Below are 15784 nucleotides of genomic sequence, written 5' to 3'. Positions count from 1 at the left end.
GTCGGGCCCTCTGCCGTCATGGAAATCAGAACGGTTTCACCACCTGCCGCAAATCGACCCCGTCCGGCAGTCGGACGTGCCGGGTCAGTTTCGGAATGTCCTTCCACCCCTTCTTTCCCAGGATTTCAACGTTCTGGGTGAGCAACTGCGTATTGCAATGTGTACAGCCGAGAAGATCCGATGCGATCATGACCGTATCCACCGCGGGTTTGCGGACTTTGGGACTGCCTTTCATCAAGTCCGCGAAAGCCTTGCTGCCGACGGGGTGCTTGAAAAGAGTGTCGTAATATTCCGCGAACTGCCCATGGTCTGCAAACATCTGGGCTGTCCTGCTTATTTTCCGGAGGTACCGGCTGCATTTCCAGCAGCCGGGCGAATTCTGCAGCATGAAGAAGACGAAAAACCCTCCGAGCATAAATCCGATAAAATCTATCACCGCCAGCCAGTAGCCGAAATCGCCGACTTCGCCTGTGTCGATATGGCCGCCATGTCCGGTCCTGATATGCATCGATCGGAGATATCCATCGAGATAGTCCCAAAACCCTATGGCATCGGAAGCCATCGTGCCGTCGTCGAGAACCAGCGAGCGATATTCACCATAGTAGATGACAAATTGCGCCGTAGCGGCTGCAACCACGATTTGAACAAACAGGAACCATGTGGGTCTAGTATGAAAATACAGGCCGCCGAAATAGTAGCCGGATGTTGCAGCCACTCCCGTCAGCAACGCCCCAGCGGGAATGATCACCCATAAGCCGAATAAAAAAATGTTGAAGCCTGTCAGATGGTTGACGGCTATTACGGCTAGCACGACCAAGGAAAAAGAAATCAGGCCAGATATACCAACGCCGAGATGGCCACCGAACTTAGCGATCATAGTTACCCCCGTCCCAGAATCACTCAATAAACCAGGGCGACTACCTCCGGTAGATTGAATTTTCGGGATGCAACCATTTTTCTTTCACGCCTGCGCCGCCAACCAGTCCCGCACTTTGCGGGCGTTGTCGCCGAGCTCCCGGTTCTTCGGCCATACGACATAGAAGGCCTTGCCGGTTCTCAGCACATGATCCGTGACCGGCACCAGCAGGCCCGTTGCCAGCAGCCGTTCGGCGAGATGCCGCCAGCCGAGTGCTATGCCTTGACCTTCCATGACACCCTGGATGACAAGGCCATAGTCGTTGATACGCAGGCCGCGCGCTGTATCGTCTAGGCTGCCGCCGGCGGATTGGAACCATTCGTCCCAGCTCGCCGCCTCGCGGTAGGGTTCTTCCAGATGTATGAGACGGTGGGTGGACAATTCCTTGACTGTCCTGGGCATGCCGAACTTCGCCAGATAGCTCGCCCCCGCGACCGGGAAGATTTCCTCGTCGGCGAGCGGCAACGAATGATAGTCCGCCCAGTCGCGCGGCTCGCCGCCGCGTACGGCGAGCGGAATGCCTTCGGCGATGATGTCGAGGTCGCGATCGGCCGTCTGGATCCGCAGGTCGATGCCCGGCAGTTCGTCTCGGAACTGCTGCAGGCGTGGCATCATCCAGAAGGAGCCGAAAGCGGTTGACGCGGCCAGCGTTACATGGCCGCCGGTCGCTTGCAGGCGCAGATCCTCGGCCGACTTGCGGATATGCGAAAGGCCAAGCGAGACGTCGGCGTGGAAGCGCTCGCCGGCCTCGGTCAGTGTCACCTGGCGATGGCGGCGCTGGAAGAGCGTGGCGCCGAGTTGTTCCTCCAGCCCGCGCACCGCGTAGGAGACGGCCGCCTGGGTCATGCCGAGCTCGCGCCCGGCGGCGGTGAAACTCGACAACCGCCCGGCGGCTTCGAAGACGATGAGGCTGCCAGCCGAAGGCAGCAGGTGGCGCAGGCTTCGCATAAGCTCAGCTTATACAAAAGATCAGGATTTTCCAGCGTCACAGCCAGGTTTCATCTCTCTAACTTGGCTGGGATGGACGCTAGGAGGCCTCATGAACGCACCCGCCGCTGAATTGACCGAACCCACTCATCGCCGGGGCGGTGGTCGTCTTGGACGGAAAGCGCTTCGCGCCGTGCCAATCGCGTCGTTCCCGACTTTGGTGCGCAAGATTCCGGTCTACCAGATGGTTCCGGACGAGGCTGTAGAACTGATCCACGAGGAGTCGCTCTCGATTCTCGAAGAGGTCGGTTGCGAGTTCCGCGACGACGAGGCGATCGCCATGTGGAAGGCGGCCGGAGCAGACGTCTCCGAGACACGCGTCCGCATCGACCGTGCTCTCCTCATGGAGCTTGTCTCTAAGGTCCCATCCGAATTCACGCTCAACGCGCGCAACCCTGAGCGTTCGGTCCGCGTCGGCGGCAACAATTCGATCTTCGTGCCGATGTATGGCGCACCCTACGTGCGCGACCTCGACAACAACAGGCGCTACGGCACGCTGGCCGACCTCAACAACTTCCACAAGCTCGCCTACATGGCGCCGGCGCTGCATTCCTCGAGCTCGATCATCTGCGAGCCGATGGAAATCGCCGTGCCGAAGCGTCACCTCCACATCATCCATTCGGCGCTGAAGCACTCCGACAAGCCATTCATGGGCATCGTGACCTCCAAGGACCGGGCCGAGGACACCATGGCGATGGCAGGCATAGTGTTCGGCGAGGATTTTGTCCGAGACAACCCGGTCCTGGTATCGATCACCAATTGCAATTCGCCTCTTGTGTGGGACGCCACCATGCTGGACGCCATGAAGGTCTATGCGCGTCACAACCAGCCGCTGATCCTAGCTCCTTTCGCACTCTGCGGCGCCTCGACTTCGGCCTCCGCCGTCGGCGCGGTGGCGCAGGTGAACGCGGAGGCGTTGGCCGGCGTGGCATTCACCCAGCTCATTCGTCCCGGCTCGCCGCAGATCTATGGACAGTTCATGGTCACGGTCGACATGAAGACCGGCGCTCCGATGGGCGGTACGCCGGAAGCTGCCCAGATGATGTATCTGATGGGCGCACTGGCGCGAAAGTATCGGCTGCCATGGCGCACCTCCGGCTTCCACGTCGGTTCGAAGCTGAACGACGCCCAAGCGGGTTATGAATCGAACATGCTGATGCACGCCGCCATACTGTCCGGCGCCAATTACATCTGGCATTCCGCCGGATGGCTGGAGGCCGGCCTGACCTGCGGCTACTCGAAATTCGCAACCGACTGCGAACAGCTTGTAGGCTGGTACAAATATGCCGGCGGGCTGCCGTTCGACGATTTCAAGGAAGCGATGGCGGCGATCCGTGAGGTCGGGCCGCAGGGCCATTTCCTGGGCACCCAGCACACGCTCGAGCATTTCGAGTCCGCTTTCTTCATGCCCAGCATCATGGACTTCAACTCGTTCGAACAGTGGAAGGCCGAGGGGGCGAAGGACCACGACACACGCGGCCGCGAGAAAGCGCGCAACATGCTGGCCGATTACGAAGAGCCGAAGCTTGATGAGGGCATTGCCGAGGGTCTCAGGGATCTCATCGCACGGCGTGAGGAGAAGCTGCCGGACACAGTCAGTTGATGCAAAGGGCGAAGACCCAATGGGAACCACAATGGAGCAAGAAATGACGCTTTTCAGAAGCAATGGAGATCGCGTGCCGGAGGCCATCGAGGCGATGGCGAAAGAAGTGCGCGCGGGCCAGATGGATCGACGCGAGTTCCTGGCGCTGGCAAGCGCCTTTGGCGCGTCGACAGCCCTTGCCTACGGCATGATCGGCCTTGCCGCGCCGAGCAAGGCCCTGGCCGACGAGCCGAAGAAGGGCGGAACGCTGCATGTCGCGATGTCGGTCAAGGCGCAGAAGGATCCTCGCACTTACGACTGGACCGAGATGGCGAACGTCACCCGCAGCTGGCTGGAGCCGCTCGTCCGCTATACCCGACAGTTCACATTCGAGCCCGTCCTGCTCGAAAGCTGGGACGTGAATGACGATGCCACCGAGTATACGCTGCATCTTCGCAAGGGCATTGCCTGGAACAATGGCGATACATTCAACGCCGACGACGTGGTCGCCAATCTGAACCGCTGGTGCGAGAAGGGTGCCGCCGGCAATTCCATGGCCGCACGCGTTGGCGCGTTGATCGACGCAAAGACCGGCAAGGCCAAGGACGGTGCGATCACCAAGGTCGACGACCACACGGTCAAGCTGAAGCTTTCCGAGCCCGACATCGCAATCATCCCGGGCTTCACCGACTACCCGGCGCTCGTCGTTCACCGCAATTTCGATGCCGATGGCGCGGATCCGATCAAGAAGCCGATCGGGACCGGGGCTTTCGAACTGGTGTCTTACTCGGTCGGTCAGAAAGCGGTGGTCAAGCGCCGCGAGAACGGGAAGTGGTGGGGTGGCGAAGCACCGCTCGATAGCGTCGAATTCATCGACTACGGCACAGACTTCAACGCGTCGGTAAGTGCCTTCGACTCTGGAGAGATCGACCTCAATTTCGAGACGCCATCCGATTTCATCGACATACTCGACAAGATGGGACTGGTGAAATCAGAAGTCGCGACGGCGACCACACTGGTCGCGAGAACGAACACAACCCACAAGCCCTATGACGACAAGCGCGTGCGCAACGCATTGCAGATGGCGGTCGACAACAATGCGGTGCTGCAGCTCGGCTACAACGGTCGCGGCACGGTAGGCGAAAACCACCATGTCAGCCCGATCCATCCGGAATACTATCCGCTGCCCAAGAAGACGCGGGACGCGGCCGGCGCCAAGAAGCTGATGGCGGACGCCGGACAGGCCGACTTCGAGCATGAACTGATCACAGTCGAGGACGAGTGGCAGAAGAACACGGGCGATGCGATCGCCGGCCAGTTGCGCGATGCTGGCATCAAGGTCAAGCGGACAGTGCTGCCGGGTTCGACCTTCTGGAACGACTGGACGAAATATCCCTATTCGATGACGATCTGGTACATGCGCCCGCTTGGCGTTCAGGTGCTGGCGCTGGGTTATCGCACCGGCGAAGCCTGGAATGAATCGGCCTACTCCAATCCTGAATTTGACGCCAAGCTCCAGCAGGCGCTCTCGCTTGTCGATGTCGCCAAGCGCAAGGAGGTCATGAAGGATGTCGAGCAGATCCTGCAGGATTCAGGCGTCATCATCCAGCCGTTCTGGCAGAAGCTCTACTGCCACATGAACAAGAAGGTAAAGAATTACGGGATTCACCAGACCTACGAAATGGATCTCCAGAACGTCTGGCTGGACAGCTGAAACAAGGAGCGGCAGGCCTTCATGAGCCGTAAAAAAGCCGATATGCAAGATGCGTGGTACTGATTGACACAATCGTCCAGCATCTGGGGAAATGCATGAAACTGCCGCTTCTTGCTGCCATTCTTTCGATCGCCGCGCCTGTCGCGGCCCTTGCCGGACCTGCCTCCGACGCGGTGAAGTTCTTCTATGTGCCGGAGGTCAAGTTCGAGGCTGACGCTCAATACCGGGATCGTTTCACCGAGCCGGTCACCAAATTGTTCGATCTGAATGACCAGGCGACGAAGAAGAACCCTGACCAGGTCGCCTGCATCGATTTCGATCCAGGTCTCGATGCACAGGATTTCGACCAGAAGACCCTGTCGAGGACCCTGAAACTTTCGGAAAAAATTGACGGTGACAACGCCGAGGTGACGGCGAATTTCAAGCTCTTTGCCGAAGGTGACGATGCCGGGCGGGAGATGCATTGGACCCTGAAAAAGATCGATGGCAAGTGGAAGATCGCCGACATCGCCTCTAAGACAAGCGACTGGACACTCAGCAAGCTTGAGTGCGTCGCGGGGCAGGACCCGGAGTGATGCCATGGCCGGTCGCTGTCGGGTTTGGATGACCGTTTGCCTTGTGATGGCGGGTTTGAGCGGCGGTACCTCGGCGGAGGGGCTGCTTGGCGCGCCAGCGGCAAATGCGCCCGCGCCAAGTCCATCCGCGCCATCGGCCCCGGCGGAAAGCACGCCTGCGGCACCCATCCTGCCAGGTTCGCCGACGGCCGTGGTGAAGCCGTTCTACGAGCACCTTGGGCTCGAGATCGATCCGGCCCAGCGCAGTCATTTCGTCGACCCGGCGAAAACAGTGCTCGACAAGAGCGATGCGCTGCGGAAGTCGGGGCAGGGCGAGTGCCTCGATCCCAACATGGCGTTGGACAATGTGGATTATGACAAGGACGCTATCGACAAGAGTTTCAAGACGCTCGAATCCGTCAATGGCGATGAAGCCAAGGTCATCGTCGCCTTCGTGGTGGCCGGCAACCCACATCGCCTGGAATGGAAACTCAAGAAGGTCGGTGGCGACTGGAAGATATCCGACCTGTTGTCGGTGACCGGCGAATGGGCGCTCAGCCAGTACCAATGTGAATGAGTGCGCGACTAGCCACGACCGCGATAGGGCGCGACACCGGTATCGGGCAGCCAGGCGCCTTCGGGAGGTACGCCGGTTTGCCAGAACACGTCGATCGGAATGCCGCCGCGCGGATACCAATAGCCGCCAATGCGCAACCACAAGGGCTTGGTCGCCGCCACAATGCGCCGGCCGATCATCACGGTGCACTCTTCGTGGAAGGCGCCGTGGTTGCGAAACGAGGTCATGAACAGCTTGAGCGACTTGGATTCCACCAGAGCCGTGTCCGGCGCGTAGTCGATGACGATATGGGCGAAGTCCGGCTGGCCGGTGACTGGGCACAGCGAGGTGAACTCCGGGCAGGTAAAGCGCACGATGGCCGGCGGCCCGTCACCGCGCGCGAAGGGTACGATTTCCAGGACCGCTGCTTCTGGGCTCTGTGGCGCCTCGACGCGTGTGCCGAGTTGGGTAAGGTCTTTGGTGATGGTCATGGGCGCTGGCCTCATTGGGGTTGCCGCTCATTAGCACAATTTAAAACAGCAGGAAGATGATGACCAGCAACGATCCGCTCCTACAGCCCTATCAGCTCAAGCATCTGACGCTGAAGAACCGGGTCATGTCGACCAGCCATGAGCCGGCCTATTCCGAGGAAGGCATGCCAAAGCAGCGCTATCGGCTCTATCACGCCGAGAAGGCCAAGGGCGGCATGGCACTGACCATGACCGCTGGCTCCGCGATCGTTTCGCGCGACAGCCCTGCCGCCTTCGGCAATCTGCATGTCTATGACGATCGCATTGTGCCGTGGCTCGCCGAGCTCGCGGATGCCTGCCACGAGCATGACTGCAAGGTCATGATCCAGATCACCCATCTCGGCCGCCGCACCGGATGGAACAAGGCCGACTGGCTGCCGGTGCTGTCGGCCTCGCCGGTGCGCGAGCCGGCGCATCGCGCCTTTCCAAAGACCATTGAGGACTGGGATATCGAGCGCATCGTCGCCGACTATGCCTCGGCCGCCCAGCGCTGCCAGGCGGCCGGTCTGGACGGCATCGAGTTCGAGTCCTATGGGCATCTGATGGACGGCTTCTGGTCGCCGGCCACCAACCACCGCGACGATGAGTTCGGCGGGTCGCTCGACAACCGCTTGCGGTTCACCAACATGGTCCTGGATGCCGTGCGGGCCGCGGTTGGCGAGAAATTCGTCGTCGGCATTCGCATGGTCGCCGACGAGGACTTCGAAAAGGGCCTGTCAAAGGAAGAAGGCGTCGAGATCGCCAAGCGGCTGGCGGATTCCGGCAAGGTCGATTTCCTCAACATCATCCGCGGCTCCATCGAGAGCGATGCGGCGCTCACCAATGTCATCCCGGTGACCGGCATGCGCTCGTCGCCGCATCTCGATTTCGCCGGCGAGGTGAGGGCGGCGACGAAGTTCCCGACGTTCCATGCGGCGCGCATCTCCGATGTGGCCACCGCGCGCCACGCCATCGCCACCGGCAAACTCGACATGGTCGGCATGACCCGCGCCCATATCGCTGATCCGCACATCATCAGGAAAGTGATGGAAGGCCGCGAGCACGAGATTCGCCCATGTGTCGGCGCCACCTATTGCCTCGACCGCATCTACGAAGGTGGTGAGGCGCTTTGCGTCCACAACGCAGCCACCGGACGCGAGGCTGATATTCCGCACATTATCCCGAAGACAGAGGGGCCAAAGCGCAAGGTGGTCGTCATTGGCGCTGGCGCGGGTGGCTTGGAGGCCGCGCGCGTCGCGGCGGAGCGTGGGCATCATGTGACAGTGCTGGAAGCCTCAGGCCAGGCAGGCGGTCAGGTGAGGCTGGCGACGCAGAACCCGCGCCGCAAGGAATTGATCGGGATCATCGACTGGCGGCTGGCCGAGCTCGAACGGTTGGGTGTCGAGATCCGCTATGCTACCTGGGCCGAGAAGGACGATGTCCTGGCGCTGTCGCCCGACGTCGTGGTGGTCGCCACTGGCGGACTGCCGCAAAATCCGCCGCTGGCGTCGGGTGACAACCTCGTCACCTCAAGCTGGGACATCATGGCCGGCAGCGTCAAGCCGGCCGAGAATGTGCTGCTCTACGACGACAATGGTGGCCATCAGGGCATGGGGGCGGCCGAGTTGATCGCCAACAGCGGATCCCGGCTGGAGCTTGTCTCGCCCGAGCGATTCTTTGCTCCGGAAATGGGCGGCATGAACCACGTGCCATACATGCGCGCATTCCACCAAAAGGGCGTCACCGTCACGATCAACACAAGGCTGCGTTCGGTGCGGCGTGAAGGCAATCAACTGGTGGCGGAACTCGCTTCGGACTTCGCCGATGGCTGGCGCGATGAGCGGCGGGTCGATCAGGTCGTGGTCGAGCACGGCACGGCGCCGCTCGACGACCTCTATCTGACGCTCAAGCCGCTGTCGAAGAATGGCGGCGCGGTCGACTACGAACGGCTGGTCAGCGGCGGGGACATCTTTCCGAAACGCAATGCGGACGCTGGCTTCGTGCTGTTGCGCATCGGCGACGCGGTTGCCTCGCGCAACATCCACGCCGCCATCTATGACGGCATCAGGTTTGGCCTGAGGATATGATTGGATGAAAGCAGCCGCTCAGGCCGGTATGTTGAATGGCGTGATGACCTGGATATTGGAGGCTCCCGGAGACGTCGACTTGGGCAACGCGCCCTGCGCCCGCATGATGTGGATGCATGCTATCCGCGTGTCGTGCCTGAGGTCGTGATGCAGGACGGCCGAGATGCGCCGGCGTTGCAGCAATTCGAGCTTTTCCCAGCTCGAAAAGCAGGGTCGAAAGAAGCTAACCTGAGACGAGTCAGTTTACTGAAGTCGTTGTGATGGTGGCGCGCAGCCAGACAGCCTACGAAGGGCCACCTGGGTACAGTGCTTGATCCGCGCGCCACGCACCTGCGGTGTGCTGAAGCAAACGCCCGGCGGTTCAGAACATCCGGGCGACCGCCATGCAAAACACGGTCACGACGAGCAAGCCGGCGGCAATGCGTTCGCCGACGGCCATCCTTGCGCGCACCAGCGCTTCAGTCGCGGCGTCGGCACCGGCAAACCGCCGGCTGGCCGACCCTACCAATGAACCGATCACGCCGGCGGCGGCCAATGCGGCGACAATGCCAGTGGCCGGAGAGGCGATGTTCATCAAATTGCGCACGGCCGCACTCGTCTTCGACAAGCGGCTGCGAAAGGGATTGGCCGATGAAAGGCTGATCGAGTTCGCCGAGGTTCTGGCGGCACTGCGAGCCAACGTCGCAAGTCAGTGCGTACAAGCCACCACAACCGCCTCAGCCATCGTAGCCCGGAAGCGCGCCGAACGTATAGTTCCTCTGTCTCAGCGCATCGATCAGATTGGTCAAATTCGTCTTGCCGTCGAACGCATCCCGGAACATCTCATCATGCATCAGCAGGATCAGCTTTCCAGGCTTTACGAAATGTCCGTAGCTGAACAGGTGATCGATCTCGGCCACCAGATGATCGACGCTCTGAACCGGCTTGCCGCTGTCTTCGTGCACCCACTCATGGTCCCATCCATAGAGGTAGAAGCCGGACGCGGCGACGAATTCGTAGTCGGGGTCCTCGCGTCCGGCCTGCGCCTGCCCGAGTGAATTGTCGTTCTTGGAGATCGAGGGCAACCGAAACACGTCGCGCCCCGGTAGACGCGCGTGCACGAACGGCTTCAAGCCCAGAACGACATTCGCCCTCAGCATATCGGCGACCACGCCTTCGGTATCGCCGTAGAAATGCCGATAGTGATTATAGGCGTGGCTGTAGCTGTGGTTGCCGATCGTCACCAGGGGGAGCTTCTTGGCTCGCTGGACGAGCGCCCTGTTGGATGCGCTCGCCTGCGCATGCATGCCGACCATGAACAGCGCCGCTGGAACCTGCTCCGCCTCCAGAACGTCCAGGATGTTGCTGGTCCCATCAAGCGGCCCGTCATCGAAGGTCAGATAGATGACGCGTTGCGCGGCATGCGCGGGGAGCGTCAGAAGCAGCAATATTGTCAGCGCAAATCGAAGCTGTGCCGCCATGCACGATATCCCGTGTCCGATCATGGCACGCCGCCACTTCCGTGCGCGCTTGTCAAGATCGCCGCCTGGCAGCTCAGGCCAGGCTGCCCTGCAGTACGGTCAACCTGGCTTTCTTCGGGCTCCGCGCGACCAGCCATTCACGCGCCTTTTCCTGCGGCATCGGGAAGGCGATGGAATAGCCCTGGACCTGATCGCAGCCGATCGCCATCAGCGAATCGAGCTCGGCCTCGGTCTCGGCGCCTTCAGCGACGATCGAGATGCCTAGTCCGCGCGCAAGTTCGGTAATGGCGCGCACGATCTTCGAGTTGTCACCGTTTTCATGGATGTTCTGGACAAAGCGGCGGTCGATCTTCAGCCGGTCGATCTCGTTTGGATTGACATGGCTGAGCGATGCATAGCCGGTGCCGAAATCGTCGAGTTCGAGGTGGACGCCAGCCGCGCGTATGTGGCGCAGCTTTGCGGCGATGCCGGTCTTCTCGTCGTCCAGAATGACGGATTCCACGATTTCCAGTGAAAGTTTCTGCGGCGGCAGGCCGGCCTTCTCCAGCGTATCGAACAGGAATCTGTCGAAATCGGGCTCACGCAACTCGGTGCCGGAGACGTTGACGGCCAGCCGGCCGAAGCCAATTCCGGAGCGATTCCACTCCGCGGCTTCGTTGATCGCCTTGGCGATGACGATGCGGCCGATTTCGGGCATGAACCCACATTTCTCGGCGACTGGAATGAATTCGCTGGGCGGGATCATTCCGCGCTCGGCATGGTTCCACCGGATCAGTGCTTCAATGCCGCTGATCGCGCCGTTGGTCAGCGAAACCTGTGGCTGGAAATAGACCTGGAATGCCTTGTCCGCGATGGCGACCCTGATGTCGTGCTCAAGCTGCTTTCGATAGTCGAGCTCACGCCGCAATTCCTCGGAGAAGAACGAGAAGTTGCCGCCGCCCATCTTCTTGGCGGAGTAGAGCGCCAGATCGGCGTGAACCAGCAGATCTCCAGCATTGTCGGCATCGACCGGATAGACCGCGATGCCGGCACTGGCGCCCGGGAGGATCGTCGTGCCTTGGAAGATGATCGGCTCGTTGATGTGGCCCAGGATACGCCTGGCGACCATGTTGATGTCTTCCGTGCCGCCGGCACCATTGAGGATCATCACGAACTCGTCGCCGCCAAGCCGGACGCACAAATCAGAGGCCCTGCAGGAATCGCGCATGCGCTGCGCCGTGACGACCAGCACATAGTCGCCGGCTGCGTGGCCGAGCGTGTCGTTGATCTGCTTGAACCGGTCGAGGTCGAGCTGGACCACGGCGAGCCGCTCGCGCCTCCGATGCGCGCCCTTGATCAGCGTGTCGAAATGATCGGTCAGGAAGCTGCGATTGTGCAGGCCTGTAAGGCCATCATGAACGGCGATGAAGGCCATGGAATTGCGTGCGTCGACCAGTTCATGCGTCTTGCGCAGGATGGCGTTGGACATCGGCCTGAAGATGAAGAGTGCCACCAAGACGATGACACCTATGGTCGCATAAAACAGCGTGCGATGAAGGTCGAGCAGCCGGTCGGACCGTGCGCCGGCATAGGCGCTGATGCGCTGGCCAAGCGCGGCGTAGCCCGACAGTGTGGCGTTGGCGATGGACGCGTTGAGGTTCACGCGCTCGCCACCGCCCTTGTAGTCGCCGCCAGGCATGGCGAGCTGAGATTCAAATGCGGATACAAAGCGCTCACCATTGGCGATGAGCGCGACCGAGAAGTAGTCGAGATGAAATGGCTTGGAGAAGAGCACGCTCTCAATCGATTTCGGATCGAGCCTCGCCGGCGATGCCGGATCGGCGGCGGTGCGCTGTAGCAGAAGGTCATAGTTCGTTTCGAACTCAGCCGTAGCTTGCTTGAGCGCCGCAACCAGCGCTGGTTGCTGGTCTCGCGACGCGGCGCCGGTTGCACCGGCAAGGAACACGATGCGTTGCGACAGCGCCTTTTGCGTGCCGACAATATCGAGCAAGGTGTCGTCGTGCTGCTTGGCGGCCATCATCTGCTGGAGCAGGATGAACGAAGCCATCACCATGGCGGCAATGATCATCAGTGCCAGCCAGTACCCAGCCTTGATAAGCAATATGAGTCTGCTCGAAACGGCTTGCACCGGCTGCTGCGACATTTCTGGGGCGGCCCTTCGCCAACGGATTCCTGTGCAGGGACCATTGGCGTGGAAGTGTTAACAGGTTTGGAAATCAAGGGGACAGTCACAGCGACCGTGTCGTAAAGCTCACGAAATGGTTATCGCGCTGTTTCATGGCACGCTTGCATTTGAACTTCCCTCGATCGTTGCCGCTTGCCTGCGTCGGTATTCGGTTTCGCGTTGCAATGGCCACCGAAGCGGTCGCATTTGCGATGGATTTTTCGTGCGCGCGGGACGACAGTCGATCCAGACATTGAACAAGGCGTGATCATGACCACCGCATTCCTTTCCCACATCGACAATGAGCTTGCCGGACTGAAGGCGGCCGGGCTCTACAAATCCGAGCGCGTCATCACCTCCACGCAGTCAGCGCGCATCGAAGTCGGCGGCGAGAAGGTGCTGAACTTCTGCGCCAACAACTATCTCGGTCTTGCTGACAGCGCCGAGCTGCGCGATGCGGCGAAAAAGGCGCTAGACCGCTATGGTTACGGCATGGCGTCGGTTCGCTTCATCTGCGGTACGCAGGAGGAGCACAAGCAGCTCGAGGCGACGATTTCTTCCTTCCTCGGCCTGGAGGACACAATCCTCTACGGCTCCTGTTTCGACGCCAATGGCGGCCTGTTCGAGACGGTGCTCGGAGAAGAGGACGCGATCATTTCCGACGCGCTCAACCACGCCTCCATCATCGACGGCGTTCGGCTGTCGAAGGCCAAGCGGTTCCGTTACGCCAACAACGACATGGCCGACCTCGAAGCGAGGTTGAAAGAGGCCAGGGATTGCCGGTTCAGGCTGATCGCCACCGATGGCGTATTTTCCATGGACGGCATTATCGCCAACCTGAAGGGCGTCTGCGATCTTGCCGACAAATACGATGCGATGGTGATGGTTGATGACAGCCATGCCGTTGGTTTCGTTGGCAGACACGGCCGCGGCTCAGCCGAGCATTGTGGCGTCGAGGGCAGGGTGGACATCATCACCGGCACGCTCGGCAAGGCACTCGGCGGCGCATCCGGCGGCTATACATCGGGCAAGCGGCAAGTGGTAGACTGGCTGCGCCAGCGTTCGCGGCCCTATCTCTTTTCCAACACACTGATGCCGGCGATTGCCGGTGCCTCAATCACGGTGTTCGACCTGATCCGCAATGGCGATGCCTTGCGCGAGCGCCTATATGCCAACGCGGCGCGGTTCAGGTCGCGGATGGGCAAGCTCGGCTTTACGCTGGCCGGCGCCGACCATCCGATCATTCCGGTGATGCTGGGCGACGCGACACTGGCGCAGGAGATGGCGGCACGAATGCTCAAGCGCGGCATCTATGTCATCGGTTTTTCGTTCCCTGTGGTGCCCAAGGGTCAGGCGCGCATTCGCACGCAGATGTCGGCCGCCCACTCCAGCGCCGACATCGATCGCGCGGTGGAGGCATTCGGCGAGGTCGGCAGGGAATTGGGCGTGATTTCCTGAACAGCGAAAAGCGATTCCGGATCAAGAGATTCAAGGGACAACAGAATGTCGAACATGATGAAGGCGCTGGTGAAGGCCAAGGCCGAACCGGGCATCTGGATGGAAGAAGTGCCTGTGCCGGAAATCGGCCCGAATGACGTCCTGATCAAGATCAGGAAGACGGCGATCTGCGGCACCGATGTCCACATCTACAATTGGGACCAGTGGGCGCAGAAGACGGTGCCGGTGCCGATGGTGACAGGCCATGAATTCGTCGGCACCGTCGCCGATTTCGGCGCGGCTGTAACGGAGTACAAGGTCGGCCAGCGCGTGTCGGGCGAAGGCCATATCGTCTGCGGCCATTGCCGCAACTGTCGTGCCGGTAGGGGGCATCTGTGCCGCAATACGCTCGGCGTCGGCGTCAACCGTCCTGGCGCTTTCGGTGAATATCTGGCCATTCCGCAGCACAATGTCGTGCCGATCCCCGACGATGTGCCGGACGAGATCGCCGCGATCTTCGATCCGCTTGGCAATGCCGTTCACACCGCTCTCTCCTTCGATCTCGTCGGCGAGGACGTGCTGGTCACCGGCGCAGGGCCGATCGGCATCATGGGCGCGCTTGTCGCGCAATGCGTCGGCGCCAGAAAAGTTGTCATCACCGACATCAACCCGGTGCGGCTTGCCCTGGCGAAGAAGCTCGGCGTCCAGCATGTCGTCGACGCCTCGAAGGAAAAACTGCGCGACGTGATGCCGGTGCTCGGCATGACCGAAGGTTTTGACGTCGGCCTCGAAATGTCCGGTGCCGCACCTGCGTTCCGCGACATGATCGACACCATGAACAATGGCGGCAAGATCGCCATTCTCGGCATCGCCCCGACCGGCTTCGAGATCGACTGGAACAAGGTCATCTTCAAGATGCTGCACTTGAAGGGCATCTACGGTCGCGAAATGTTCGAGACCTGGTACAAGATGATCGCGCTGGTGCAGGGTCCGCTGGATGTATCCGGCCTCATCACCCATCGCATCGGCATCGATGATTTCCAGGCCGGCTTCGATGCCATGCGCAGCGGCAGTTCCGGCAAGGTGGTGATGGACTGGTAGGCCGTCGCGCCGGAACCTAGGGTCGCCTGGCTTTAAGCCATCGGACCTGTCGCCAGGCGCGTCGCAGCGCAGTCCCGGCGGCGCCGATCGCGATGATGGCAAGCGCGAGCGTCAAGACTTGGTTGTGGCCATTCCAGAGGAATTCCACTGAAGACACCAGGGCCGCTATGGTCGCAATCGCCATACGATGTGGTTTGGCCATCGGGCCGGAGAAGTCGCTCGGCGCTTCGTTGGCCCGCCCCAGTTCTCGCACATAGGCGGTGAGGACCGAAAAACAGGCCGCTGCCCAGCCAAGGCCAGGCATGGCGATGCCGTAGCCTATTCCAGCCATGATGGCGATGTCGGCGATCCTGTCAGGAAATTCGTTCCAGAACGGCCCATCGGCCGACGCCTTGCCGCCTTCGACCGCGACCATGCCATCGAACAGATTGCATAGCAGGCGCAGCTGGCAAAACAGCGCGGCGCCCAGAAACAGTGGAAAACGGGCCGTGCCGTCGCTCTGCCCGCCAAGCCAGAAGGCACCGCCAGCCAGCGCGCCGGCAAGGATGCTCGCCTGCGAAATCTGGTTGGGGGTGACCGAGAGCTTGGCCAGACGTCTGGCCGTCGCTTGTGCCCAGCGCGTGTCACGGCTTGCAAGCGGTCTGCGATCGCCCGTGTTCACCACTGCCTCATCGCGTTTCGGAACGTCGATTGGTCGCGGGTCGCCGCGAATGGCAA

Annotated in this window: 15 protein-coding genes; 7 read left to right on the top strand and 8 right to left on the bottom strand. The window is 61.0% G+C overall.

The genetic code is table 11. The features are described from left to right. Window positions 1–25 precede the first annotated feature (25 nt). Together ACO07C_RS07730 and ACO07C_RS07725 are read right to left on the bottom strand one after the other, a co-directional pair. Entirely contained in the window at window positions 26–877 is an 852-nt protein-coding gene (locus ACO07C_RS07730; protein WP_421913595.1) for a hypothetical protein, read from the bottom strand. An 84-nt stretch (window positions 878–961) separates the two neighbouring features. After that, window positions 962–1864, bottom strand: a complete 903-nt coding sequence (locus tag ACO07C_RS07725; RefSeq protein ID WP_421913594.1) for a LysR substrate-binding domain-containing protein — start codon at window positions 1862–1864, stop codon at window positions 962–964. 91 nt (window positions 1865–1955) lie between these two features. Here ACO07C_RS07725 and ACO07C_RS07720 point away from each other — a divergent pair, with 91 nt between their 5' ends. From ACO07C_RS07720 to ACO07C_RS07705, 4 genes are all read left to right on the top strand, one after another. Beyond that, on the top strand, window positions 1956–3506 hold the full coding sequence (locus tag ACO07C_RS07720; RefSeq protein ID WP_421913593.1) for a trimethylamine methyltransferase family protein: 1551 nt from the start codon (window positions 1956–1958) through the stop codon (window positions 3504–3506). A 43-nt stretch (window positions 3507–3549) separates the two neighbouring features. Next, complete coding sequence (locus tag ACO07C_RS07715; protein ID WP_421913592.1) at window positions 3550–5199, top strand: ABC transporter substrate-binding protein; 1650 nt, start codon at window positions 3550–3552, stop codon at window positions 5197–5199. Window positions 5200–5294: 95 nt separating this feature from the next. Beyond that, window positions 5295–5774 carry a DUF3828 domain-containing protein gene (locus ACO07C_RS07710; protein ID WP_421913591.1) on the top strand — a complete coding sequence of 160 codons (480 nt, stop codon included), beginning with the start codon at window positions 5295–5297 and terminating at the stop codon, window positions 5772–5774. Window positions 5775–5802: 28 nt separating this feature from the next. After that, window positions 5803–6330, top strand: coding sequence for a hypothetical protein (locus tag ACO07C_RS07705; RefSeq protein ID WP_421913590.1), 528 nt, complete (start codon window positions 5803–5805; stop codon window positions 6328–6330). Window positions 6331–6338: 8 nt separating this feature from the next. On the opposite strand, the gene queF is transcribed toward ACO07C_RS07705, so the two are convergent. Next, window positions 6339–6800: a preQ(1) synthase gene (gene queF, locus ACO07C_RS07700; RefSeq protein WP_421913589.1), complete on the bottom strand. Its 462-nt coding sequence runs from the start codon at window positions 6798–6800 to the stop codon at window positions 6339–6341. Window positions 6801–6859: 59 nt separating this feature from the next. Between queF and ACO07C_RS07695 the strand changes: the two genes are divergently transcribed. After that, window positions 6860–8905, top strand: coding sequence for an FAD-dependent oxidoreductase (locus ACO07C_RS07695; RefSeq protein WP_421913588.1), 2046 nt, complete (start codon window positions 6860–6862; stop codon window positions 8903–8905). A gap of 18 nt (window positions 8906–8923) precedes the next feature. On the opposite strand, the gene ACO07C_RS07690 is transcribed toward ACO07C_RS07695, so the two are convergent. From ACO07C_RS07690 to ACO07C_RS07675, 4 genes are all read right to left on the bottom strand, one after another. Beyond that, the gene (locus ACO07C_RS07690; protein ID WP_421913587.1) at window positions 8924–9088 is read right to left on the bottom strand and encodes a hypothetical protein; all 165 of its coding nucleotides are present in this window, start codon (window positions 9086–9088) and stop codon (window positions 8924–8926) included. Window positions 9089–9266: 178 nt separating this feature from the next. Then, a complete protein-coding gene (locus tag ACO07C_RS07685) occupies window positions 9267–9491 on the bottom strand; it encodes a hypothetical protein (RefSeq protein WP_421913586.1) in 225 nt (74 codons plus the stop codon). 130 nt (window positions 9492–9621) lie between these two features. Next, the gene (locus ACO07C_RS07680; protein ID WP_421913585.1) at window positions 9622–10365 is read right to left on the bottom strand and encodes a polysaccharide deacetylase family protein; all 744 of its coding nucleotides are present in this window, start codon (window positions 10363–10365) and stop codon (window positions 9622–9624) included. A gap of 73 nt (window positions 10366–10438) precedes the next feature. Beyond that, window positions 10439–12508: a putative bifunctional diguanylate cyclase/phosphodiesterase gene (locus tag ACO07C_RS07675; RefSeq protein ID WP_421913584.1), complete on the bottom strand. Its 2070-nt coding sequence runs from the start codon at window positions 12506–12508 to the stop codon at window positions 10439–10441. Window positions 12509–12799: 291 nt separating this feature from the next. Here ACO07C_RS07675 and ACO07C_RS07670 point away from each other — a divergent pair, with 291 nt between their 5' ends. Together ACO07C_RS07670 and tdh are read left to right on the top strand one after the other, a co-directional pair. Next, window positions 12800–13987: a glycine C-acetyltransferase gene (locus ACO07C_RS07670; RefSeq protein WP_421913583.1), complete on the top strand. Its 1188-nt coding sequence runs from the start codon at window positions 12800–12802 to the stop codon at window positions 13985–13987. A 45-nt stretch (window positions 13988–14032) separates the two neighbouring features. Next, window positions 14033–15067, top strand: coding sequence for an L-threonine 3-dehydrogenase (gene tdh / locus ACO07C_RS07665; protein ID WP_421913582.1), 1035 nt, complete (start codon window positions 14033–14035; stop codon window positions 15065–15067). A 16-nt stretch (window positions 15068–15083) separates the two neighbouring features. On the opposite strand, the gene ACO07C_RS07660 is transcribed toward tdh, so the two are convergent. Next, entirely contained in the window at window positions 15084–15731 is a 648-nt protein-coding gene (locus tag ACO07C_RS07660; protein WP_421913581.1) for a CDP-alcohol phosphatidyltransferase family protein, read from the bottom strand. Window positions 15732–15784: the final 53 nt, after the last annotated feature.

It is taken from the genome of Mesorhizobium sp. (assembly GCF_965229135.1).
Taxonomy (GTDB): Bacteria; Pseudomonadota; Alphaproteobacteria; order Rhizobiales; family Rhizobiaceae; genus Mesorhizobium.
This window is presented reverse-complemented; position numbering and strand designations above follow the sequence as displayed.